We start from the raw sequence: 21,850 nt of genomic DNA on the forward strand, positions 1-21,850 counted from the left end.
GTCAGTTCAACCGGAGCTCGGCGGCGGCGCGTTCCTGGTCGCTGCGGTGCTTGAGGATCACCCCGAGGGTGGCGCGCACCGCGTCGTCGTCGATGGTGTCCAGGCCCAGCGCCAGCAGCGTGCGCCCCCAGTCGATCGTCTCGGAAACCGACGGCACCTTCTTGAGCTGCATGTCCCGCAGCACGCGGATGGTGCGGACCAGCTGCTCGGCCAGCGCCTCGGGCAGCTCCGGCACCCGGCTGAGCAGGATACGGCGCTCCAGCTCCTCGTCGGGGAAGTCCAGGTGCAGGAACAGGCAGCGCCGCTTGAGCGCCTCGGAGAGCTCACGGGTGGCATTGCTGGTGAGCACCGTGAACGGCCGGGCCTCGGCGGTGATGGTGCCCAGCTCCGGGATCGTGATGGCGAAGTCCGCGAGCACCTCCAGCAGCAGGCCCTCGATCTCGACGTCCGCCTTGTCGGTCTCGTCGATGAGCAGCACCGTCGGCTCCTCGGCACGGATCGCGGTGAGCAGCGGCCGCGAGAGCAGGAACTCCTCGCCGAAGACGTCGTCGCGGGTCGCGTCCCAGGCCTCCGATTCGCCCGCCTGGATGCGCAGGATCTGCTTGGCGTGATTCCACTCGTAGAGCGCCCGGGCCTCGTCGACGCCCTCATAGCACTGCAGCCGCACCAGCTGCGAGTCGGTGGTCTGTGCGACGGCACGGGCCAGTTCCGTCTTGCCGACGCCCGCCGGTCCCTCGATGAGCAGGGGCTTGCCGAGCCGGTCGGCGAGGAACACCGTCGTGGCTGTGGCCTTGTCCGCCAGGTAGCCGGTGTCGGCCAGGCGGTCGACGACGTCGTCGACACTGTCGAAGCGGGGCTTGATGGCCGGTGCTGCGCGATCCACGCGGACGCCTTTCTCGTTGCTGATCACTGCTGCCTGCGCGCAGGAATGCCTGCGTCGGCGGCTCAGGCGGGACGGGTGTGGCCGTCGCCCCACACGATCCACTTGGTGGAGGTGAGCTCGGGCAGGCCCATCGGGCCGCGGGCGTGCAGCTTCTGCGTGGAGATGCCGATCTCGGCGCCCATGCCGAACTGCTCGCCGTCGGTGAACGCCGTCGACGTGTTGACCATCACGGCGGCGGCATCGACGCGGGCGGTGAACGCGCGGGCCGCGGCCAGGTCGGCCGTGACGATGGACTCGGTGTGCTCGGTGCCGAAGCGGTCGATGTGCTCGACCGCCGCGTCGAGACCGTCGACCACCTTCACCGCGACGTCGAGGGAGAGGTACTCCGTCGACCAGTCGTCCTCGGTGGCCGGCACCATGCCCGGCCCGTCGCCGTGGACGGTGACGCTGTGCATCTGCAGGGTCTGCGTGAGCTGCGGGAGGAAGTCGTCGGCGATCGCGCGGTCCACCAGCACCGTCTCCACCGTGTTGCACACGCTGGGGCGCCGGGTCTTGGCGTTGACCACGATCTTCTCCGCCATCTCCGTGTCGGCCGCGGAATGCACGTAGATGTGCACCACGCCCGAGCCGGTCTCGATGGTGGGCACCTGCGCATCCCGCACGACGGCGGCGATGAGGCCGGCCCCGCCGCGCGGAATGACCACGTCGACCAGCCCCCGCGCCTGGATCAGGTGCCGCACGCTCGAGCGGTCCTCGGCGGGCAGCAACTGGACTGCGTCGGCGGGCAGCCCCTTCGCCGCCAGCGCCTCGCGGATGATCCCGACGAGCACCGCGTTGGAGCTCTTCGCCGACGAGGAGCCGCGCAGCAGCACCGCGTTGCCGGATTTGAAGGTGAGGCCGAACCCGTCGACCGTGACGTTGGGGCGGGCCTCGTAAACGATGCCGACGACGCCCAGCGGCACCCGCACCTGGCGCAGCTCCAGGCCGTTGGGCAGCGTGCTGCCGCGCACCACCTCCCCCACAGGGTCGGGCAGGGCGGCCACCTGCCGCAGCCCGGACGCGATGCCGGCGATGCGGTCCGCGTCGAGCCGGAGCCGGTCGATCAGGCTCGCCTCGGTGCCGGCGTCCTCCGCCGCGGCGATGTCCTCTGCATTGGCCGCGAGGATGCGGTCCGCGCCGTCCTCGAGCGCGCCCGCCGCCGCGGACAGGGCCGCGTTCTTGTCCGCCGCGGACAGCAATGCAAGGGTCCGGGACGCAGTCCGGGCCGCGCGGGCTGCGGAGTGCACGGCCTCGCGCATCGGGTCCGGTACCCCGGCGCCGTCCCGTGCGGCGCCGCCCTGCCCAGTGCCACTCTGCCCAGTGCCGCCCTCTGCCACCGGTGTGCTGATGCTCATACGCTCCAGGGTAGCGAACGCCGTGGCGGCCTCAGCGGCGCTCGACGTCCAGTGTGAACCCCCGGGAACGCAGACGCTCCGCCAGCGGCTGCCCGATCCCGGTCGCGGGGGTCAGGACCCCGGCCGCCTCGGGTGCCGCGGCCCGGTCCAGCGCCAGCGCCAGCGCGCTCTCGCCGAGCATCACGGCGGTGGCCGCATAGCCCGGGTCACCGTGCGCCGCGACGCGCGAGCGGTAGTGGGCGCCGGTGCTGGTCGTCGCATAGACGTCGACGGCGAAACGGCCGTTTGCCCGCGCCTTCTCCCCCGGGCCGTCGCCGGGCGCCGGCAGCACGCGATCGAGCAGCGCGCGGGTGGGGCCGAAGCCGAGCCCTGCGACGAGCCCGCCCATGCCCGCGGTGACCGCGGCGGCGGGCACCAGCGACAGCGACGACGAGCCCACGGCCATGACCTCGCGGTAACGGAAGCGGCGGCCGTAAGCGTGGCCGAGCAGCGCGGCGGAGCGCCGCACCACCCTGGTGTTGTAGGGGCCCATGAAGAACGGCGCGAGGAAGCCGCCGAGGCCCGGGGCGATGTCGGTGCCGCGCACGATCGCCGCGTCGGACTGCCGTCCCAGGTCCGGTTCCGTCGCGCTGTCGGGGCTCAGCGAGTAGGGGCTCAGCCCGGTCTTGCGCGCCTGCTTGTCCTTCTTCATCGCGTCGATCTGCATGCGCAGCGAGTCGACGGTGCCGCCGCTGATCCCGCCGCGCAGGTCCGAGACCACCAGGGTCGTGTCCGTCAGCTCCCCGGCGCCGTCCTCGGCGACCCGGCGATGGAGCCGGTACACGCCCAGGTCGGAGGGCACCGAGTCGAATCCGCACGAGTGCACGATCCGCGCCCCGGTGCGCACCGCCGTCTCGTGGTAGCGGTCGATGCTCTCGCGGTGGAAGAGCACCTCCCCCGTGAGGTCCACGTAGTCGGTCCCGGCCTCCGCGCACGCGCGCACCAGCGGGAGCCCGTAGCGCGCGTAGGGGCCGACGGTGCTGATCACCACCCGTGCCGAGCGCGCCAGAGCGTCGAGGGACGCGTCGTCGGCGGCGTCCGCGACGAGGATCGGCCAGTCCGCCGCGCCGGCGCCCAGCCCGTCCCGGATCTCCGCGAGCCTGCCCCGGTTGCGCCCGGCGAGCCCGAGCCGCACGCCCTCCGGTGCGTGTTCCGCCAGGTGCCCCGCCACGAGCCGCCCGACGAACCCGGTGGCCCCGTAGACGACGAGGTCGACGTCGCGGGACTTCGCCGTCTCCGGCTCCTCCGTCGTCCCCCCACCTGACTTCGAACGCGGATCGTTGTCGTTGCTCATCGGTCCATGACAGCACACCGCCGGCCGACCGTCGACCGGGTCGACCCCCGCCCTGCGCCTGTGGATAACCCGCGCACTCCGGCCGGGTGCGTCGGTCCGGCAAGGCACCATGGAACCCATGGGGACCACAGATCTGAACGCACCGGCAACCTCCACCGCGGATCGCATCGCTTGGGCCGACGACCACGGCTCCGCAGTCCAGGACGACGCCGAAGTCCAGGACGACGCCGCCGCGGACGCGCGGCGGCGCGCGGCATCGCGATCGCGTGCGGATGAGCTGCTGCAGGACCTCGCCGGGGCGGGCGCCACGCTGCGCGACGACCAGTGGTCCGCCATCGAGGCGTTGGTGGTCGACCGGCGGCGGGCGCTGGTCGTGCAGCGCACCGGCTGGGGCAAATCGGCCGTCTACTTCATCGCGGCGAAGCTGCTGCGCGAGGCGGGACGCGGCCCCACCGTGATCGTCTCGCCGCTGCTGGCGCTCATGCGCAACCAGGTGGCCGCCGCCGAGCGCGCGGGGGTGCGCGCGGCCACCATCAACTCCGGCAACATCACCGAATGGGACGGCATCCACGAGCAGATCCGCGCCGGCGGGGTCGACGTACTCCTCGTCAGCCCCGAGCGGCTGAACAACCCCGACTTCCGCGACAACGTCCTCCCGCACCTGGCCGACGACGCCGGCCTGGTCGTGGTCGACGAGGCGCACTGCGTCTCCGACTGGGGCCACGACTTCCGCCCCGACTACCGCCGCATCCGCACGCTCGTCGCCGACCTCGGCCGCGACACCCCCGTACTGGCGACCACCGCCACGGCCAACGACCGTGTGGTGGCCGACGTCGCGGCGCAGCTCGGCGTGGGCGCCGACGCGGATGCCGACGGGGAAACCTCCACCCTCGTCCTGCGCGGCGGGCTCGACCGCGCTTCCCTGCGCCTGTCGGTGGTGCACGTCGCCGATTCCCGCGACCGCGCCGCGTGGCTCGCCCAGAACCTCGGATCCCTGCCCGGCTCCGGCATCGTCTACGCGCTCACCGTCTCGGCGGCCGAGGACCTCGCCGCCGTGCTCTCGGAACAAGGCCACACCGTGGCGGCATACACGGGCCGCACCGACCCGGCAGAGCGCGAAACTTTGGAGGCGGACCTGCTGGCGAACAGGGTCAAATGCCTGGTCGCCACTTCGGCCCTGGGCATGGGCTTCGACAAGCCCGACCTGGGCTTCGTGGTGCACGTCGGAGCGCCATCGTCGCCCATCTCCTACTACCAGCAGGTGGGCCGCGCCGGCCGCGGCACCGACCGCGCCGAGGTGATGCTGCTCCCCGGCCCCGAGGACGAGCAGATCTGGCGCTACTTCGCGTCCGTGTCGTTCCCCGACGAGCAGACGGTGCGCGCGGTGATCGCCGCCCTGGGCGACTCGCCGACATCCACCCCGGCGCTCGAGTCCCGCGTGGACCTCGGCCGCAACCGCCTGGAAATGGTGCTCAAGGTGCTCGACGTGGACGGCGCCGTGCGGCGCGTCCGCGGCGGCTGGGTGGCCACGGGGAACGAGTGGGAGTACGACGCGGAACGGTACGAGGGTCTGGCCCGCGCGCGGCGGGCGGAACAGCAGGCGATGCTCGACTACGAGCGCACCTCCCAGTGCCGCATGCGGTTCCTCCGTGCGCAGCTGGACGATCCGCTCCTGGCCGGCGAGTCCGGCGGCTGCGGCCGCTGCGACAACTGCACCGGCGACGCCCGCGCCGCGGCGGTGGACCAGGCGGCCGCGCGTACCGCCCGCGACCGCCTCGACCGGCCGGGCGTGGACCTGGCGGCACGTCGGCAGTGGCCCACCGGCCTGCCGCGGCTGGGCCTGGAGCTCAAGGGCAGGATCGCTGACGGCCCGGCCGTGGGCCGCGCGCTCGGCCGGCTGACCGACCTCGGCTGGGGGACGCGCCTGCGTTCCCTCCTGGCCGAGCCGGACGCGCCCGCGCCGCAGTGGCTGATCGACGGCTGCGTCGCAGTGCTCACGTCGTGGCGGTGGGAGGTGCGTCCGGACGCCATCGCCGCGCTGCACTCCGAGTCGCACCCGCAGCTGGTGCAGTCCGTCGCCCAGGGCCTCGCGGCGATCGGGCGCCTCGACCTGCTGTCCACCGTCTCCCGCTCGCAGGACCTGCCGCCGGTGACCGCGGCCAACTCGGCCTTCCGCGTGGCCCAGATCGGCGAGGATTTCGCCGTGCCGCAGCCGCCCGCGCCCGGCTCCACCGTCCTGCTCGTCACCGACCTCGTAGAGACGGGCTGGACGGTCACGATGGCCGCCCGGGCCCTGCGCGGGGCGGGCGCGCGGGGCGTGCTCCCGCTGGCCCTCGCCACCCGTTCGTGAGCGACCGCTCATCCTGCTATGCGGCCCGCGAGTGACCCTCCTCACACCGACGTGCTGACCTGCAATAGCCCCGGCAATTCGGGTCCCGATTCCCCGGCGGGGGCGATTTTGCTGGTCAGCGTTGTTAGTCTGGTAGACGCATGAGGCTCCCAGAAAACGAAGTACCCCGTCAGAAAACCTCCACCGAGGCCCCCTCTGCGGATGCTGTCGAATTCCGCGCGCCGCGCGTACCGGACGGCATCAGGCTGTGGGAGATCGCCCGGGATTCGGCCGTGCTCGATCTCAACTCGAGTTACGCCTATGTCCTCTGGTGCCGCGATTTCGCACGCACCTCCATCGTCGCCGTCGTCGACGGCCGTGTACACGGCTTCGTCACCGGCTACCGGCGCCAGGACCGCCCGGACACGCTCATGGTGTGGCAGGTGGCCACCGACGAATCCCAGCGTGGCAAGGGCGTCGCCGGTCGTATGCTCTCCGGTCTGCTCGACCGGCTCGCGCCGGACGGCGTCACCCGGCTGGAGACCACGATCAGCCCCGACAACACCGCGTCACAGGCGTTGTTCACCGGCGTCGCCCGGCGCCGCGGCGTGGGCATCCGGCGGGAGGACCTGTTCCCCGCGGACGCGTTTCCGGACAGCCACGAGCCGGAGGATCTCTACATCATCGGGGACCCGGCCGACGCGCCGTAGCGCCGCGCACCGCGTCAGCCCTGCGTGTAGAGGTGCCGCTTTCCGGGTACAAGGGCACCGCAGGCCTCTGACCGAACACGCCAACGATTCCGACAATGAGATTGACAGCGGCATCCGCTATCACTGAATGAGGTAATCGCCATGACTGTGATCGACAAGATCGACACCACCATTTTCGCCAAACGCGAGTCCGAGGTCCGCAGCTACAGCCGCGGCTGGCCGACGGTGTTCGACACCGCCAAGGGCAGCTGGATGCGCGGCGAGGACGGCCGCGAGTACCTGGACTTCTTCGCCGGCGCGGGCACGCTGAACTACGGCCACAACAACCCGCTGTTCAAGCAGGCCCTGCTCGACTACATCGAGCGCGACGGCGTCACCCACGCCCTCGACATGGCCACCGTAGCCAAGCGCGACTTCCTCGAGTCCATCGACCGGAACCTGCTCGAGCCGCGCGGACTCGACTACAAGGTCATGTTCCCCGGCCCCACCGGCACCAACGCGGTCGAGGCCGCGCTCAAGCTGGCGCGCAAGGTCACCGGGCGCGAGTCCGTCATCAGCTTCACCAACGCCTTCCACGGCATGACGCTGGGCTCGCTGTCGGTCACCGGAAACTCGATGAAGCGCAACGGCGCCGGCATCCCGCTGGTGCACGCCACGCCGATGCCGTTCGACAACTACTTCGGCGGCGTCGCCGAGGACTTCCAGTGGTTCTCCCGCGTCCTCGACGACTCCGGCTCCGGGCTCAACAAGCCGGCGGCGGTCATCGTCGAGACCGTGCAGGGCGAGGGCGGCATCAACGTTGCGCGACCCGAGTGGCTCCGCGCTCTGTCCGAGCTGTGCGCCGAGCGCGACATCCTCATGATCGTCGACGACGTCCAGATGGGCTGCGGCCGCACCGGCCAGTTCTTCTCGTTCGAGGCCGCCGGGATCACCCCGGACATCGTCACGCTCTCGAAGTCCATCGGCGGCTACGGCCTGCCGTTGGCGCTGACGATGTTCAAGTCGGAGCTCGACGTGTGGACGCCGGGCGAGCACAACGGCACCTTCCGCGGCAACAACCCCGCGTTCGTGACCGCCACCGCCGCGCTGGACAACTACTGGGCGGACGACGCGTTCCAGAAGGAGACCCTGCGCAAGGGCGCGCTGGTCCGCGAGGGGCTCGACACCATCGCCGACTCCTACCCCGGCGTGTCCACCCGTGGCCGCGGCCTGGTGCAGGCGCTGGCCTTCGAGCAGGCCGACAAGGCCTCCGCGGTGTGCGGTGCGGCGTTCGAGTCCGGACTGCTGCTCGAGACCTCCGGCCCCGAAAGCGAGGTGGTCAAGCTGCTGCCGCCGCTGACCACCACCGACGACGAGTTCCGTCAGGGCCTGTCGATCATCGCCGAGTCCGTGGCCAAGGTCATGGCCTGACGACGTTCCCCGCAGGGCCCGGGCCCCGCATGGCGCACGGCGCTGGCGGGGCCCGGGCTGTGTGATCATCCGCCAATCCCGTACACCAGAAAGGCAGCAGAACATGATCGTCCGCACCACGGCCGAAATCTCCGGCACCGACCGCGAGGTCCGCCCCGAGAACGACAACTGGGTGAGCAAGCGCATCATCCTGGGCGGCGACAAGGTGGGCTTCTCGTTCCACGAGACCACCATCAAGGCCGGCACCGAAAACTTCTTCCACTACGCCAACCACGTCGAGGCCGTCTGGCTCGTCGAGGGCGAAGGCGAGCTGGTGGACCTCGACAACGACAAGACCTACCCGCTCGCCGACGGGACGATGTACCTGCTCAACGGCCACGAGCGGCACAAGGTGATCGCCAGGACGCAGCTGCGCATGCTGTGCGTGTTCAACCCGCCCGTCGTGGGCACCGAGGTGCACGACGAGAACGGCGTCTACCCGCTCGTCGAGGTCGAGGACTGACCTCCCTCCCCGCACAACGCTACGGCGCCGGCCCGGTGGATCATTCCACCGGGCCGGCGCTGTTTATCTGTAGTGGCGAGGCGGTGTCCGTCACTTTGGATCACTACTGTCAATCGCTTGTGGGTTACGCACGTCCGTGGGTGGTGTTACTGACTAGCCCTCGTCGCCGAAGCTCACCGCAGTCGCTACCAGCGACTGCGGCGGCTGGAAATCGGAAAGCGCCGCGACGACGAACTCGTGAAACACGCACCTGAGCTACTCGCCCGTCACGCCAAGGCAACTCGTCAAAACGCTGCGTGACAGCAATCTGGATCATCCACCCCGCCGAACTCAACTGTCGACCGCGAGCTTGTGACTGGCGGATGCGCCCGGAGTGACGTTCAGATTCGTGGTGACCGAAGGGACATGGTGACAGTGATTGCCGCGCGCACCGAGTTGCAACAGCGACTGAACGCAACGGTCACTGTGGAGGGGGCAAGCGCAAACTGTAGCGCATGGGAAATCATTCGCATGGTGACTTCTTCGGAGTGTGGCCCTCGAACTCGAAGGAGGGGGGTGTTCGGTCCCGCCCTAGTAGCGGGTGACCACGCAACTGTTTGGAGTCAGGCGGTGTTGGCATATCGATCGGGATCGGCATCGAAGAGGGGACCACAGGCGGCGCAGCAGAACCAGTACCGCTGGCCGTTGTGGTCGCAGAAATATCCGGCAGCTTCTGCTTGGGCCTTGACCACCGGGGTACCGGCCATGACCGGGCAGGCAGCCATCTCAGTTGCTGGGGAGGCGGACAGTTCTTCGTCGCTGGGCGAGTGGCCGCAGCATCTTCCTCCCGCGAGGACCGAGGTATCGGTGAGGTTGAGGTTCTCGTGTGCAGTCATCTGGTGTGTCCTTTCTCGTTGGGTGATGACAGATGGATGGATCAGGCGGCCACCGGCTCGCGGGCGAGGGCCGGTCCGGCCGGGGACGGGTCGCTGGTGTCATCGGCGCGGGCCTTGAAGGTCCGCAGTCTCAGGCTGTTCGAGACGACGAACACCGAAGAGAGGGCCATCGCTGCGCCCGCGAGCATCGGGTTGAGCAGTCCGAAGGCGGCCAGGGGGATCGCGGCAGTGTTGTACGCGAAGGCCCAGAACAAGTTCGTCTTGATCGTCCGCAGTGTGCGCCGGGCCAGCCGGATCGCGTCGGCGGCGGCGCGCAGGTCGCCGCGGACGAGGGTAATGTCGGCGGCCTCGATCGCCACATCGGTGCCGGTGCCCATCGCCAGACCGAGGTCGGCCTGAGCGAGGGCGGGGGCGTCGTTGACGCCGTCGCCGACCATGGCCACGACCGTGCCGTCGTCCTGGAGCTTTGCGACGACGTCGACCTTGTCTTTGGGCATGACCTCGGCGATGACCTGATCGATGCCGACCTCGGCGGCGACCTGTTCGGCCACGGCCTGGTTGTCGCCGGTCAGCAGCACCGGGGTCAGCCCGAGTTCCTTGAACTGTGCGATCGCTTGAGTGCTGGTGGGCTTGATCTGGTCGGAGACGACCAGCACACCGCGTGCGGCGCCATCCCAGGCTATGGCTATCGCGGTCTTGCCCTCGGCTTCCGCGGCCTGTTTCGCGCCCCGGAGGTCGTCGCCCAGGTGGATCGACCAGTCTGCCAGCAGCGACTCCCGGCCGGCCAGGACGGCGTGGCCGTCGATCACTCCTTGGACACCCTTGCCCTCGATGTTCTCGAAGGACTCCGGCGCCGGAAGGTCACCGACCTCGGTGGTCGCGCCGGTGGCGATGGCATGGGCGATGGGGTGCTCGGAGTAGCCCTCCAGTCCGCCGGCGACTCGCAGCAGCTCGTCACGGTCAACCCCGTCAGCGGTGATGACGTCGGTCAGGGTCATCTTCCCCGTGGTGACGGTGCCTGTCTTGTCCAGGACGATCGTGTCGACCTTGCGGGTGGATTCGAGGGTTTCGGGGCCCTTGATGAGCACACCGATCTGCGCGCCGCGCCCGGTGCCGACCAGTAGGGCAGTCGGTGTCGCCAGGCCGAGAGCACAGGGGCAGGCGATGATCAGCACGGCGACGGCGGCGGTGAAGCCGGCCGCTAGCGGGAACCCAGCGCCGATCCAGGCCCCGAGGGCCGCGACGGCGATCGCGATGGCGATCGGCACGAACACCCCGGAGACACGGTCGGCCAGCCGCTGGATCTCTGCCTTGCCCGACTGGGCGTCCTCGACCATCTTGGCCATCTGTGCCAGCTGGGTATCCGAGCCCACCCTGGTTGCCTTGACCACGAGTCGGCCGCCGGCGTTGACGGTCGCGCCTGTGACAGGGTTGCCCTCTGAGACCTCGACCGGGACGGATTCGCCGGTCAGCATGGAGGCGTCGATCGCGGAGTTGCCGGAGGTGATGGTCCCGTCGGTAGCGACCTTTTCACCGGGACGGACGACGAACTCGTCGCCCACTGTCAACTCGTCGATGGAGACACGCTGTTCGGTGCCGTCGCGCAGGAGCGATACTTCCTTTGCCCCCAGTTCCAGCAGTGCACGAAGTGCGGCACCGGCGCGGCGCTTGGAGCGCTTCTCGAAGTAGCGGCCCATCAGGATGAACGTGATCACCCCGGCGGCCACTTCCAGGTAGATGTTCCCGAGTCCGTCGGAGCGGGAGATGGTCAACTCGAAGGCGTGGGTGACGCCGGGCTGGCCGGCGGTGCCGAAGAACAGCGCGACGATCGACCAGATCATCGCCGCGCCTGTACCCACCGAGATGAGCGTGTCCATCGTGGCTGCACCGTGCTTGAGGTTCATCCATGCGGCCCTATGGAAGGGCCAGCCGGCCCAGACCACGACGGGGGCGGCCAGGACGAGAGAGGCGAAGCCCCAGTAGTCGAACTGCAAGGCCGGGATCATGGCCATCGCGATCACTGGCACCGCGAGGACGGCGGAGCCGATGAGGCGCTGACGGAGGGAACGCAGCTCTCTGTCCTCGGCCGACTCGCCCTCATCCTCTGAACTGTCGCCGTTGCCCTTGGCAGGGGCCGGAAGTGCGGCGGTGTAGCCGGTCTTCTCGACCTCCGCGATCAGGGCCTTCGGGTCCAGGTCGTCGGGGCCGGTGACGCTGGCCTTCTCGGTCGCGTAGTTCACCCTCGCGGTCACACCGTCGAGCTTGTTGAGCTTCTTCTCGATCCGGTTCGCGCACGAGGCGCACGTCATGCCACTGATCTGCAACTCGATGCCGGCGACCGCGGTGCTGGAGTTCTCAGTGGCCATGGTCTCCTCTTTCCGGATGCTCTCCACCAGTGCCCGCTTTCTGACCTGCACTACCGGCGGAGTGCCCGCCGCCGCTCTCGCCCTTGCCGATGGCCGTATCGATCACCAGCGGGGCGGTGTGGACTTCGCCGTCAACTTGGAAGTTCAGATACAGCAGGTAGCGACCCTGGGTGGGTGCTGTGGCCTCGAACACGATCTCCGGACCAGACGTCTCGCCGGCCTGCGGCTCGTCCCCATGAGGGTGGACGTGCAGGTAGGCCAGGTCCCCGTCCCGCAGGGCGACAAGGTGGCCGAAGGCCCCCAAATAGGGCTCCAGTTCGGTGACGGGTTCCCCGGCGCGGGAGATGGTCATGGTCAGCGTTGAAGCCCGAGGTGCCTCACGTAAAAGTGAGCGCGAAGCGGGTGGCCGGTGCCTCACGCAGTGTGAGCGCGTGGGAGGCTTGCGCTACTTCGCCTGGGCCAATCGGTTGATTGACGGTTGTAATGCTTCCAGGTCCATGTGGCGGGCGGCGGCGAGGGCTTCGGTCTTGTCTCGCGCCAGGTCGAGTAGCTGCATCTGGATGGCGTTGATCTGCCGGGTCAAGTCGGCCGGGTTGATCCCGTCGATCCGAGCCGAGACCCGCGAAAGTTGTTGTGCATCAAGGGTTCCCGAGTCTTGCAGGCGCTGCCATGGGGTGGCCGGCTTGTCGTAGATCCGCTTTCTGCGGCCGTCCGCGCCGGCGGTGTAGCCGACGGCTTTTTTCGTGGGGGTGAAGAAGTTCAACCGCAGCGACACCAGCCGCCACAGCCGGTCGAGCAGCTCGAGTTCGTCGGCGGTGTCGTAGCGCCAATAGAAGGCGTGTTTGCGCACGACGTGGTTGTTCTTCGACTCCACGTGCGCCTGGTCGTTCTTCTGGTACGGCCGAGAGCGGGTCTGTGCGATGTCGCGGTCCTGCAGCCACCCGGCGACCTCATGGTTGATGAACTCCGAACCGCAGTCGCTGTCGAAGGTGGTCATGGCGAAGGGAAACCAGCCCTGCAGCTGTTCGATCCCGTGGAGGATCCACTTCGAGGCGTTGTTGCGGATCGAGCAGTTCTCCGTCCACCCGGTCACAATGTCGGTCATCGTCAGCGTGCGGGCGAACTCGCCGATCAGCGTGGGGCCGCAGTGCGCCACGGTGTCGGCCTCGATCACCCCTGGCGTGTCGGGTGCCTCGTCCGTGCAGGTACGGATGGCAATCGAGTTCCGCAGCAGCGGTGACGGCGTCGTCGTCGATATGCCCTTGATCCGCATTCTGTCGCGTGCCGGTTTCAAGTACCGGTCAACGGTCGCGGCGCTCATCGCTTTCAGTTCCGCGGTCGTCTCGTCGGTGGCGAACGGCGTGTCCAGATCACCCGCCTCGGCCAGCAGCGGTAGCCACAGATCGACCATGACGACCAGATACTTGCCGCACGGCATGCCCATCAACGCCCACACATGCTCAAGCAGGGTCCTGGCGTCGTCGCTGAAGCGCCGAGTGCGCAGTGTGCGTCCGTCGACCTGCTCGGCCGGGTCCGGCAGCGCAGGGCCGCGAAGCATCCGCCGTGCGGTCGAGCGGCCCATACCCGTGGTCTCCACCACGCGGTCGAGGATCTTGCCTTTGTCCGCCTTCGACGCCTTGCGGTACTGATTCCGCAGCTTGTTCGTCACCTGCCGTCTCGCGGCCATGTCGATCTTGCCTTCCACATCGGGCAAGCTTTCCTGGCTACGCGCTCAAAGTAGGTGAGGCACCACCCGGCGCCACGCGCTCAAAGTAGGTGAGGCACGCCGAAGCCTCGCCTGCGGTGAGATCACCCTCTACGCTGACGTCAAAGCCGTCGACGGTGGTCCTGGTGACCGGCTCGCTGGCTGACGCGGGCTCGTAATCGCCGCCCACCTGCACCGAGGTTGACAAGGTGAGTCCTTCCCCGGTCTTCGCGGGAACGAAGTCCGCGAAGACCCGGTAGGACCCGGCCGCCTCCCACTGCCAGGGGATCGTCCAGGCGCCATAGTCGTTCATCTCTGGATGGACATGGCGAAAGTACTGCCCGTCGGCGCGAACGGCGATCAGATGCAGTTCCTTCTCGTGCTCCAGCTCGAAGTCGGTCACCGGGTGTCCGTCCGGGCCGGCGACCGTGAGGGACAGCCTTCCTTCGGTACTGACGTCGGTGGGAGCGGTCACGGCGGTGAGTTGGTAACCGTTCTGCGCGACACCCAGGCCGAGGGCTGCCGTGTCGCCTGTGTGCTCGCCCTCGTGCCCGGCGGTGTCCATGGTGTCTCCTTCGTCGTGGTGAGAGTTCTGCGCGGTGTCTGCTGCCCAGTTCTGCACGGTCTCCTCGGGGATCACCGCACTCGCCGTGAACCCAGCCGCGGCGAACACGGCCACGAGGACCAACCCGTACAGGCCCAGCCGTGCAGGTGCCTTCACCTCAGCTCCTGACAGCGGTGTATCCGGCCTCGTCGACCGCCGCGAGGACCGCGGCGTCCTCAACCGGTTTGTCGGTGGTGACGGCCAGCCGGCCGGTGGCTGCGCTGATGTCGATGTCGGTGACGCCGGGGATCTCGGAGACTCCGGCGCGGATCGAGGTCTCGCAGTGTCCGCAGTTCATCCCGGTCACCTGGTACTCGGTGGTGTTCGTGCTCATGACCAAAACTCCTTCGCCAATGTATGACTTCATCCAAGAGATACCCGGGGAGGGTATCTGTCAATGGGCGGGTGCTGGTGATTGCGTCCGGTTGCGTCCGGGGATGGCGATAGCGGCGATGGCGGTGGCGACGATCGCCGCGATCGCAGCGGCCAGGAAAGCCCGCTGGAACCCGGCGTCACCGCCACCGATGAGGCTGACGGCGGCGATGCTGGAAACGGTCGCGACGCCGACCGATGCGCCGATCTCGTGGAAGGTACTCAGCAGCCCCGATGCAATGCCGGCCTCCTCCGGTGCGACATTTCCGAGCGCGGTGGCCGAGGCGACCACGAAGAGCGCACCGATACCGAGCGAGCCGAAGCTGATCCCGATGGTCGTGGTCAGCGTCGTCGACCACAGTGCGGGAACCAGCAGTCCGAGGGCACCGACGATCATGCCGATCGCCCCGAGCTTGCGGGCGCCGAGGCGACCAACGAGCTTGCCTGCCACCTGCGCGCCGGCCATTGTCGCCAGTGCGATGGGCAGGAACAGCAGGCCGGTAGCAAGTGGGCCGTAGCCGGCGTACTGCTGAAAGTAGAAGGTGCCGAGGAAGAACACCGCGACCATGAGCGCGGTGGCAATCCCGAGAACAAACACTCAGGAGAGCACCGGACGTCGGCCGAGTAGGGAGAGGTCCATCAGTGGCGAGCGCGTCGTCTTCTGCCACCAGCCGAACGCCAGGTATAGGGCGACAGCAATACCCGCGATGATGAGTGTCCGCGACGCCGTCCAGCCGATTTCGCCGGCGACTGTCAGTGCGTAGATTGCGAGCCCGGTGGCGCCGGTGACGAGGATGGCTCCGAGCACGTCGAGGCGTGCGCGGGCGCCGGGCTGCGGCGGCAGGGGCGGGAGGACGCGCAGCAGGCCGATCAGGACGGCGGCTCCGACGGGCACGTTGATGAAGAACACCCACGGCCAACCCGGGCCGGCTGAGATGAGGCCACCGAGCAGGACGCCGACGGAGGCTCCGCCACCGCCGAGTGCGGACCAGATGCCCAGGGCGCGGTTGCGCTCATCGCCCTCGAAAAGCCGCACCACCACGGACAGCGCCGCCGGTGAGAGCATGGCTGCTCCGATGCCTTGGGCGATGCGACCGGCCAGTAGCACGGTTCCGGTGTCAGCAAAGCCGGCGGCCAGAGAGCCGGCGACGAAGGTGAGCAGGCCGATGTAGACGATGCGTTTGGCACCGAACAGGTCGGCGCTTCGACCACCGAGGAGCATCAGCCCGCCGAAGGCGACCGTGTATGCCGCGACGACCCAAGTTAGCGACTCGCGAGAGAGCGCAAGGTCGGCCTCCATCTGTGGCAGAGCGATCGCGACGACAGTCACGTCGAGGATCAGCATGAACTGGGCCGCGCCCAGCAAAGCGAGTGCGAGCCAACGTCTCGGGTAGGCCGACGTCGTGCTGTCGGGTGGTGTGCGTGTGGTCATCTCCGACTCCTAACTCAATCATCGGGGTACGAGTTACAACAGCTACACTATCTCATACATCAACGTACGACTTATGAGGTGGACGATGCCGACGAAAAAGGCTCAGGTGACCCGGGGCGAGCGACGCGCTCCTGCGACAGCGAATCGCGCAGCTAATCAGCGCGCCGACGCCCAGCGCAACCGGGCGAAGATCCTGGCGGCAACGGTCACCGCGATCCGCAAGAACCCGGACGCCTCCGTTGCCGATATCGCCGCGGAGGCCGGTGTGGGGCGGATGACCCTCTACGGGCACTTCCAGAGCCGCGCCGAGCTCATCGAAGCGGCCCTCCTGGATAGCCTCGAACAGGGCGAGGAGGTCCTCGAAGGGGTGCCGCTGGACGGCGATCCAGCCGAGGCTTTCCAGCGCCTGGTCGCCTCCAGCTGGGTCCTTGTCGATCAGTCCCGCGCGTTGTTGGCGGCCGCGCAGAAAGAGCTGCCTACGGCCCGTATCCGTGCGATGCACGAGAGCGCGGAAGCCCGTGTGCGCGGCCTGTTGCTGCGCGGGCAGCGGGAGGGCGCGTTCCGCATCGACCTGCCCGTGTCCTGGCTGCTGACCACGACCCACGTGGTGATGAACGGTGCCGCCGAAGAAGTTCGTACAGGACGCCTTGATCCCGATGACGCGCCGTGGTTCATCGACGCGATCCTGCTCCCGGCGTTCACCCAGGACCCAACCGAGGCGGGGGAGGCATGAAGACCTCGAAGGTCGGAATCATCGGCACTGGCGCGGCTGGAATCGCCGCCGCTATGGCCCTGCACGCCTCGGAGGCTGACGTCGAGGTTGAGGTGTTCGCCCGCGCCGGTGCCCAGCCTTCCAACCGGACGCTCGTCAACAAGGGCGTGGCCATTGTGGGCTGTGTGAACCCCGCCAAGTAAAGCTCCCTGATGCTGGGGTCCAGCCCGCCGTCCCTTCCCCGCAGCCCCGTCTGCCACGCATTGCCCGATGCGCAGTGAGGCCGTGGCCGGCCAGCGCCGTACTCAGCGGCGCAGGTCGGCGGGTCAGGCGTGTGGGGCCGGGCCAGGGTCGATGTGCTGGTCGTGGAGGACGCCGTGCAGACGGGCGATGGTGTCGTCGCGGCGACGTAGCTGCGCTTTCAGGTCCGCGATCTCGGAGTCCTTGACCGTCAACTGGTGGCGCAAGGCGGTGACGATGCTGGTTTCGGCGCCGGTTGCCGGTTCCGCGGCGGGCACGGCGCGGGAGTAGGCGCGGATCGCGTCGCATAGGTCCGGATTGTTGTAGATGGTCTTGCGGGACACGCCCGCCTTCGCGGCGACAGCGTTGATATTGATCGGAACGTTCTTGGCCCGCAGGGCGCGTTGGATGCGGCGGCGTGCGTCGGCGGCACGCTTTCTCGCGTGCGCGGTCAACGCTGCTACCGCCTTGTCCGAGGGCGGCGTCACGGCTGATCGCTTCCGGTGCGGCCCGCACTTTGCAGGGTCGAGTCGTGGCTTCCCCGTGTCTGGATCTGCAGCAGCGGGAGGCGCGGGCCGGTTCCGGCACCCGCCACCGCCCCCGCCGCTGACGCGGCGTCGGGCTCCGGGGCGTCGGTGTCGAGCCGCTCGATGATCGCGTCGAGGGAGGTCAGCTCGCGGAGCCGCGCGTGGATCCACACGTTGTCGTCGGTCAACGCCCGCCCGGTGCGGTCCTGGTACTGCCGGCGGCGCAGGTCGATCAACGCCGCGGTTCTCGCGCGTTGCTAGGACAGTACGTCAAGGTAGGTCGCGTCGGTCGCGAAGTGCCCGCACGACAGGCAGGCGTTGCCCTTATCGCAGATCTTCAACGGCGGCAGCAGACACACACCATTGGGAAGGACGCGGTCGGTGCGGCTGGACAGTTGCGTCATGTCGAACACGTCGGACGGGCTGATGCCGATGTCGACGCCGCCGGCCGCGATCTTCTCGTGTTTGAGGAACTCGGCTTCGGCCGTCGCGGCCAGGGTTGCGGCGTACCGCAGCGTCATCTCCGGTGGGGCGTGGCCGAGGTAGCGTTGCACCATGTGTGAACCGTCCTGGGTCGAGGCCAGGCCCCTGCGGGGTGGGTCTGCGGCCCAGCCTCGACGCCGGCTGCGGGCGGCGCCGCGGAGCCGGGACGGGAAAGCCCCGCAGCGAGGCGCCGGTCCAGCAAAATCAGACCTCCACGGTTACAGGGAATTGCCACTAGCGGGAACCAATGGGATGGGCAGCCCCGGCGTGGCGTAGGAAGCAACAGGGAAACCGCCGTCTTGTTCGGCGACGGTCAGATCGTCGCCGACCCCGCCCCGATACTTGCCCGGCACATCGACTCCGTCGATCGCATCGACGGCAGCACCTTCCGCGTGAACTACGCCTTCTACGATGGACCTGCAGCGGCCAACCGGACCACGTCGGGGAGCGCGACATTCCATTGGGACGGATCACGGGTCATCGTCACCGGCAACACGCTGCCGCTTAAGCAGAACGACGTCGCGGAGCCACTCGACATCGACAACTTCCGCTAATGAAGACGCACACGCCCGGCGTGCTGCAGGAGTAGCCGCAGAACGATGCCTCACAACGGCACCAGGTCGTCGGCGTGCACCACAGCGTGCCGGAGATCCTCCGGGAGTTCGCCGGTGCTGTGCCCGATCATGTGCGGCAGCTCGGAGGAGTCGTAGGACACCACGCCCCGGGCCACGGCGGCGTCGTCCGGCCCCTGCAGCACCACCACGTCGCCCTCCGAGAAGTGGCCGCTGACCCCGGTGATGCCCGCCGCCAGCAACGAGCGGCGGCGCTGCGCCACAGCGCGCACCGCACCGGCGTCGAGGTGCAGCGCCCCCGACGTGTCCGCGGCGTGCCGCACCCAGAACCGGCGGGCGGACATGCGCTGCGGACGGGCGGCGAACACGGTGCCCGCCTGCCCTCCCGCCAGCGCCTCGGCCGCCGTCGACGCGGAGGCCAGCAGCACCGGCACGCCGCCGTCCGCTGATAGCACCGCGGCCGACAGTTTCGTGGCCATGCCCCCGGTGCCCAGCGTGCCGCCGGTGCCGGCGATGACCTCGTCCAGGTCCTCGGGGCCGCGCACCTCGTCGATGAACCGCGCGTCGCCCTTACGCGGGTCGGAGTCGTAGAGCCCGTCGACGTCGGAGAGCAGCACCAGGGCGTCGGCGCTCACCAGGTGCGCCACCAGCGCGGCGAGGCGGTCGTTGTCGCCGAACTTGATCTCGCTCGTGGCGACGGTGTCGTTCTCGTTGACCACCGCGACCGCGTGCAGGGTACGGAGCCGGTCCAGGGTGCGCTGGGCGTTGCGGTGGGCGTCGCGGCGCGCGAAGTCTCCGGCCGTCAACAACACCTGCGCGACGGTGCGGTCGTGCCGGGCGAACGCGCGCTGCCACTCCCCCACCAGCGCCAGCTGCCCCACAGCCGCCGCCGCCTGCTTGGTGGCCAGGTCGCGCGGACGGTGCCCCAGCCCCAACGGGGCGATCCCGGCGCTCACCGCCCCCGAGGAGACGATCACCACGTCGGAACCGGCCCGCATCCGCGCCTCGATGGCCTCCGCCAGCACGCCCAGGCGTGCCGCGTCGAGCCCGCCGTCCAGGCTGGTCAGCGCGGAGGAGCCGATCTTGACCACCACGCGTCGCGCGGCGGCGATGGTCTCGCGGGTGCCCGTCGCCTCGCGGCCGGTCATTGCTCCTCCGGATCGATGCCCTCGAGGCCTCGCCGGACCCGGTGCGCGTGTTTGCGCTCCTGCGCGGACACGCGCTCGGTCTGCTCGAGGCGCGCATCGGTGCCGCGGCCGGTCAGCGGCACCTCGACGCCCGCGGGCAGAGTCGGCTCCCATTCGAAGGTGACCTCGCCGATGGTGACGGCGTCCCCGGGCTGCGCGCCGAGCTTCTCGAGCTGCTCCTCCACGCCCAGCCGCGCGAGCCGGTCGGCCAGGTAGCCGACGGCCTCGTCGTTGTCGAACGGCGTCTGCCGCACCCAGCGTTCGGGGCGCGCACCCCGCACGACGAAGTCGCCGCGCTCGGAACGGTCGCGTTCGACGGTGAAGCCGGAATCGTCGCGGGCGACGGGGCGGAGCACCTGACGGGACGGCTCGGGCGGCGGATTGTCGCGCCGGAACGTCTCGACCATCTCGGCAAGCGCGAACGTGAGCGGCTTCAGCCCGTCGCGGCTCACCGCCGAGACCGTGAACACGGGCCAGCCCCGGGAGGTGAACTCCTCGGTGACGAACTCGGCCAGTTCGGCCGCCTCGAGCACGTCCGCCTTGTTGAGCACCACGATCCGCGGCCGGTCCGCCAAGCCCACCAGGCCGTTGTCCTCCGACAGCGCCGGCCGGTAGGCGACCAGTTCCGCCTCGAGCGCGTCGACGTCCGACACCGGGTCGCGGCCCGGCTCCAGCGTGGCGCAGTCGACCACGTGGGCGAGCACGGCGCACCGCTCCACATGCCGCAGGAAGTCGAGTCCCAGGCCTCGGCCGTCGGACGCGCCGGGAATGAGGCCCGGGACGTCGGCCACGGTGAAGGTGGTCTCCCCCGCCGAGACGACGCCGAGGTTGGGCGCCAAGGTGGTGAAGGGGTAGTCGGCGATCTTCGGCTTGGCCGCGGACAGCACCGATACCAGGGACGACTTGCCGGCGGACGGGAATCCGACCAGGCCGACGTCGGCCACGGACTTCATCTCCAGGACGAGATCGCGCGACTCACCCTCCTCGCCCAGCAGCGCGAAGCCGGGCGCCCTGCGGGCCCGGGAGACCAGGGCGGCGTTGCCCAGTCCGCCGCGGCCGCCGCGCGCCGCCACCATGCGCGTGCCCGCGCCGACGAGGTCCGCGAGCACCTCGCCGTCCTCCCCGAGCACGACCGTGCCGTCGGGGACCTTGAGGACCAGGTCGCCGCCGCGGGGCCCCTCCCGGTTCGAGCCCATGCCGGGCTTGCCGTTGGTCGCCTTGGCGTGCGGGTGGAAGTGGAAGTCGAGCAGGGTGTGCACGCCCAGGTCGACCTCGAGGACCACCGAGCCCCCGTGCCCTCCGTTGCCGCCGTCCGGCCCGCCGAGCGGCTTGAACTTCTCACGGTGCACGGACGAGCAACCGTGGCCGCCGTTGCCGGCGCTCACGTGCAGGACGACACGATCGACGAATCGGGACACCGTGTGTCCTCCTACTCACTGGCGGGACCGCGTGCCGCGGGTCGGCACGCGTGCCGGGGATGTCCGGGCCGGCGGCCGTGCGGCCGGCATGCCCGGGGGCGTTCGACGAACAGACGACAGGGGCGGACGGGATGATCCCCTGCCCGCCCCTGCCGTCGGAGCCCTACGTGGTCGCTGCGGGCCGTCAGGCCTGCGGCAGCACGATGTTGACCGTCTTGCGTCCGCGCTTGGTGCCGAAATCCACCGCACCCGCGGACAGGGCGAAGAGGGTGTCGTCCTTGCCACGGCCGACGTTCTCGCCGGGGTGGAACTTGGTGCCGCGCTGACGCACGAGGATCTCGCCCGCGCTGACGGACTGCCCGCCGAAACGCTTCACGCCGAGGCGCTGGGCATTGGAATCGCGACCGTTCTTGGAGCTGGACGCGCCCTTCTTGCTTGACATCTGAACCCTCCTGCAGGATCCGTACCGGCCCGGGCGGACCTAGTTGTTGATACCGGTGACCTTGAGGACGGTCAGCTTCTGACGGTGGCCCTGACGCTTGTGGTAGCCGGTCTTGTTCTTGAACTTGTGGATGCGGATCTTCGGGCCCTTGGTGTGCTCGACGATCTCGCCGGTGACGGTGGCCTTGGCCAGCGCGGCCGCGTCGGTGGTCAGGTTGGCCCCGTCCACCACGAGCGCGACCGGGAGATCCACCGAGGCACCGGGCTCGGCCTCGATCTTCTCGACCTTGACGAGGTCACCAACGGCGACTTTGTACTGCTTGCCGCCGGTCTTGACGATCGCGTACATGGAGGG

22 protein-coding genes and 2 pseudogenes are annotated in these 21,850 nt (G+C 69.3%); 7 read left to right on the forward strand and 17 right to left on the reverse strand.

Annotation, left to right across the window (positions count from 1 at the left end; all coding sequences use genetic code 11):
- Position 1: 1 nt before the first annotated feature.
- The 3 genes from H4F70_RS14390 to H4F70_RS14400 form a co-directional block, all read right to left on the reverse strand.
- Positions 2 to 883, reverse strand: a complete 882-nt coding sequence (locus tag H4F70_RS14390; RefSeq protein WP_182346846.1) for an AAA family ATPase — start codon at positions 881 to 883, stop codon at positions 2 to 4.
- A gap of 62 nt (positions 884 to 945) precedes the next feature.
- Positions 946 to 2,277 carry a glutamate-5-semialdehyde dehydrogenase gene (locus H4F70_RS14395; RefSeq protein ID WP_182357652.1) on the reverse strand — a complete coding sequence of 444 codons (1,332 nt, stop codon included), beginning with the start codon at positions 2,275 to 2,277 and terminating at the stop codon, positions 946 to 948.
- Between the two features lie 31 nt (positions 2,278 to 2,308).
- Positions 2,309 to 3,610, reverse strand: a complete 1,302-nt coding sequence (locus H4F70_RS14400; RefSeq protein WP_182357653.1) for a saccharopine dehydrogenase family protein — start codon at positions 3,608 to 3,610, stop codon at positions 2,309 to 2,311.
- Positions 3,611 to 3,728: 118 nt separating this feature from the next.
- Here H4F70_RS14400 and H4F70_RS14405 point away from each other — a divergent pair, with 118 nt between their 5' ends.
- From H4F70_RS14405 to H4F70_RS14420, 4 genes are all read left to right on the forward strand, one after another.
- Positions 3,729 to 5,960 carry a RecQ family ATP-dependent DNA helicase gene (locus H4F70_RS14405; RefSeq protein WP_182357654.1) on the forward strand — a complete coding sequence of 744 codons (2,232 nt, stop codon included), beginning with the start codon at positions 3,729 to 3,731 and terminating at the stop codon, positions 5,958 to 5,960.
- 140 nt (positions 5,961 to 6,100) lie between these two features.
- Entirely contained in the window at positions 6,101 to 6,649 is a 549-nt protein-coding gene (ectA, locus tag H4F70_RS14410) for a diaminobutyrate acetyltransferase (RefSeq protein WP_182357655.1), read from the forward strand.
- Positions 6,650 to 6,790: 141 nt separating this feature from the next.
- A complete protein-coding gene (ectB, locus tag H4F70_RS14415; RefSeq protein WP_182357656.1) occupies positions 6,791 to 8,059 on the forward strand; it encodes a diaminobutyrate--2-oxoglutarate transaminase in 1,269 nt (422 codons plus the stop codon).
- Between the two features lie 103 nt (positions 8,060 to 8,162).
- Entirely contained in the window at positions 8,163 to 8,561 is a 399-nt protein-coding gene (locus H4F70_RS14420; protein ID WP_182357657.1) for an ectoine synthase, read from the forward strand.
- 602 nt (positions 8,562 to 9,163) lie between these two features.
- On the opposite strand, the gene H4F70_RS14425 is transcribed toward H4F70_RS14420, so the two are convergent.
- The 8 genes and pseudogenes from H4F70_RS14425 to H4F70_RS20245 form a co-directional block, all read right to left on the reverse strand.
- A complete protein-coding gene (locus H4F70_RS14425) occupies positions 9,164 to 9,436 on the reverse strand; it encodes a YHS domain-containing protein (protein WP_182357658.1) in 273 nt (90 codons plus the stop codon).
- A gap of 41 nt (positions 9,437 to 9,477) precedes the next feature.
- Positions 9,478 to 11,802, reverse strand: a complete 2,325-nt coding sequence (locus H4F70_RS14430; protein ID WP_182357659.1) for a heavy metal translocating P-type ATPase — start codon at positions 11,800 to 11,802, stop codon at positions 9,478 to 9,480.
- Positions 11,792 to 12,166 (reverse strand): annotated as a pseudogene (locus H4F70_RS14435) (hypothetical protein); the annotation flags it as partial. The gene H4F70_RS14430 and the pseudogene H4F70_RS14435, both read right to left, overlap by 11 nt.
- A gap of 81 nt (positions 12,167 to 12,247) precedes the next feature.
- Complete coding sequence (locus H4F70_RS14440; protein ID WP_182360070.1) at positions 12,248 to 13,507, reverse strand: integrase catalytic domain-containing protein; 1,260 nt, start codon at positions 13,505 to 13,507, stop codon at positions 12,248 to 12,250.
- A 19-nt stretch (positions 13,508 to 13,526) separates the two neighbouring features.
- Complete coding sequence (locus H4F70_RS14445) at positions 13,527 to 14,228, reverse strand: hypothetical protein (RefSeq protein ID WP_182357660.1); 702 nt, start codon at positions 14,226 to 14,228, stop codon at positions 13,527 to 13,529.
- A gap of 1 nt (position 14,229) precedes the next feature.
- Entirely contained in the window at positions 14,230 to 14,445 is a 216-nt protein-coding gene (locus H4F70_RS14450; protein WP_182357661.1) for a heavy-metal-associated domain-containing protein, read from the reverse strand.
- 60 nt (positions 14,446 to 14,505) lie between these two features.
- Positions 14,506 to 15,051, reverse strand: a complete 546-nt coding sequence (locus tag H4F70_RS20240; RefSeq protein WP_220471715.1) for an MFS transporter — start codon at positions 15,049 to 15,051, stop codon at positions 14,506 to 14,508.
- A gap of 30 nt (positions 15,052 to 15,081) precedes the next feature.
- The gene (locus H4F70_RS20245; RefSeq protein WP_220471716.1) at positions 15,082 to 15,915 is read right to left on the reverse strand and encodes an MFS transporter; all 834 of its coding nucleotides are present in this window, start codon (positions 15,913 to 15,915) and stop codon (positions 15,082 to 15,084) included.
- 85 nt (positions 15,916 to 16,000) lie between these two features.
- Between H4F70_RS20245 and H4F70_RS14460 the strand changes: the two genes are divergently transcribed.
- On the forward strand, positions 16,001 to 16,648 hold the full coding sequence (locus tag H4F70_RS14460; protein WP_182357662.1) for a TetR/AcrR family transcriptional regulator: 648 nt from the start codon (positions 16,001 to 16,003) through the stop codon (positions 16,646 to 16,648).
- The gene (locus tag H4F70_RS14465) at positions 16,645 to 16,830 is read left to right on the forward strand and encodes a hypothetical protein (protein WP_182357663.1); all 186 of its coding nucleotides are present in this window, start codon (positions 16,645 to 16,647) and stop codon (positions 16,828 to 16,830) included. Before H4F70_RS14460 ends, H4F70_RS14465 begins: the two co-directional genes overlap by 4 nt.
- 123 nt (positions 16,831 to 16,953) lie before the next feature.
- Here H4F70_RS14465 and H4F70_RS14470 read toward each other — a convergent pair whose 3' ends face one another.
- Entirely contained in the window at positions 16,954 to 17,322 is a 369-nt protein-coding gene (locus H4F70_RS14470) for a hypothetical protein (RefSeq protein ID WP_235681125.1), read from the reverse strand.
- Positions 17,323 to 17,351: 29 nt separating this feature from the next.
- Positions 17,352 to 17,954: pseudogene (locus tag H4F70_RS14475) on the reverse strand (tyrosine-type recombinase/integrase); the annotation flags it as partial.
- 222 nt (positions 17,955 to 18,176) lie between these two features.
- On the opposite strand from H4F70_RS14475, the gene H4F70_RS20675 reads away from it, so the two are divergent.
- Positions 18,177 to 18,431: an LppP/LprE family lipoprotein gene (locus tag H4F70_RS20675; RefSeq protein WP_235681126.1), complete on the forward strand. Its 255-nt coding sequence runs from the start codon at positions 18,177 to 18,179 to the stop codon at positions 18,429 to 18,431.
- A gap of 50 nt (positions 18,432 to 18,481) precedes the next feature.
- Here the strand turns inward: H4F70_RS20675 and proB are convergent, their stop codons facing one another.
- The 4 genes from proB to rplU all read right to left on the reverse strand — a co-directional run bounded on the left by proB (position 18,482) and on the right by rplU (position 21,844).
- On the reverse strand, positions 18,482 to 19,597 hold the full coding sequence (gene proB / locus H4F70_RS14485; protein ID WP_182357665.1) for a glutamate 5-kinase: 1,116 nt from the start codon (positions 19,595 to 19,597) through the stop codon (positions 18,482 to 18,484).
- Positions 19,594 to 21,054, reverse strand: coding sequence for a GTPase ObgE (obgE, locus tag H4F70_RS14490; RefSeq protein ID WP_182357666.1), 1,461 nt, complete (start codon positions 21,052 to 21,054; stop codon positions 19,594 to 19,596). The genes proB and obgE overlap by 4 nt, the downstream gene beginning before the upstream one ends.
- A gap of 184 nt (positions 21,055 to 21,238) precedes the next feature.
- Entirely contained in the window at positions 21,239 to 21,496 is a 258-nt protein-coding gene (rpmA, locus tag H4F70_RS14495; RefSeq protein ID WP_182346835.1) for a 50S ribosomal protein L27, read from the reverse strand.
- 39 nt (positions 21,497 to 21,535) lie between these two features.
- Positions 21,536 to 21,844 carry a 50S ribosomal protein L21 gene (gene rplU, locus H4F70_RS14500; protein WP_182346834.1) on the reverse strand — a complete coding sequence of 103 codons (309 nt, stop codon included), beginning with the start codon at positions 21,842 to 21,844 and terminating at the stop codon, positions 21,536 to 21,538.
- Between the last annotated feature and the right edge of the window lie 6 nt (positions 21,845 to 21,850).

The organism is Tomitella gaofuii (assembly GCF_014126825.1).
Classification (GTDB): domain Bacteria; phylum Actinomycetota; class Actinomycetes; order Mycobacteriales; family Mycobacteriaceae; genus Tomitella; species Tomitella gaofuii.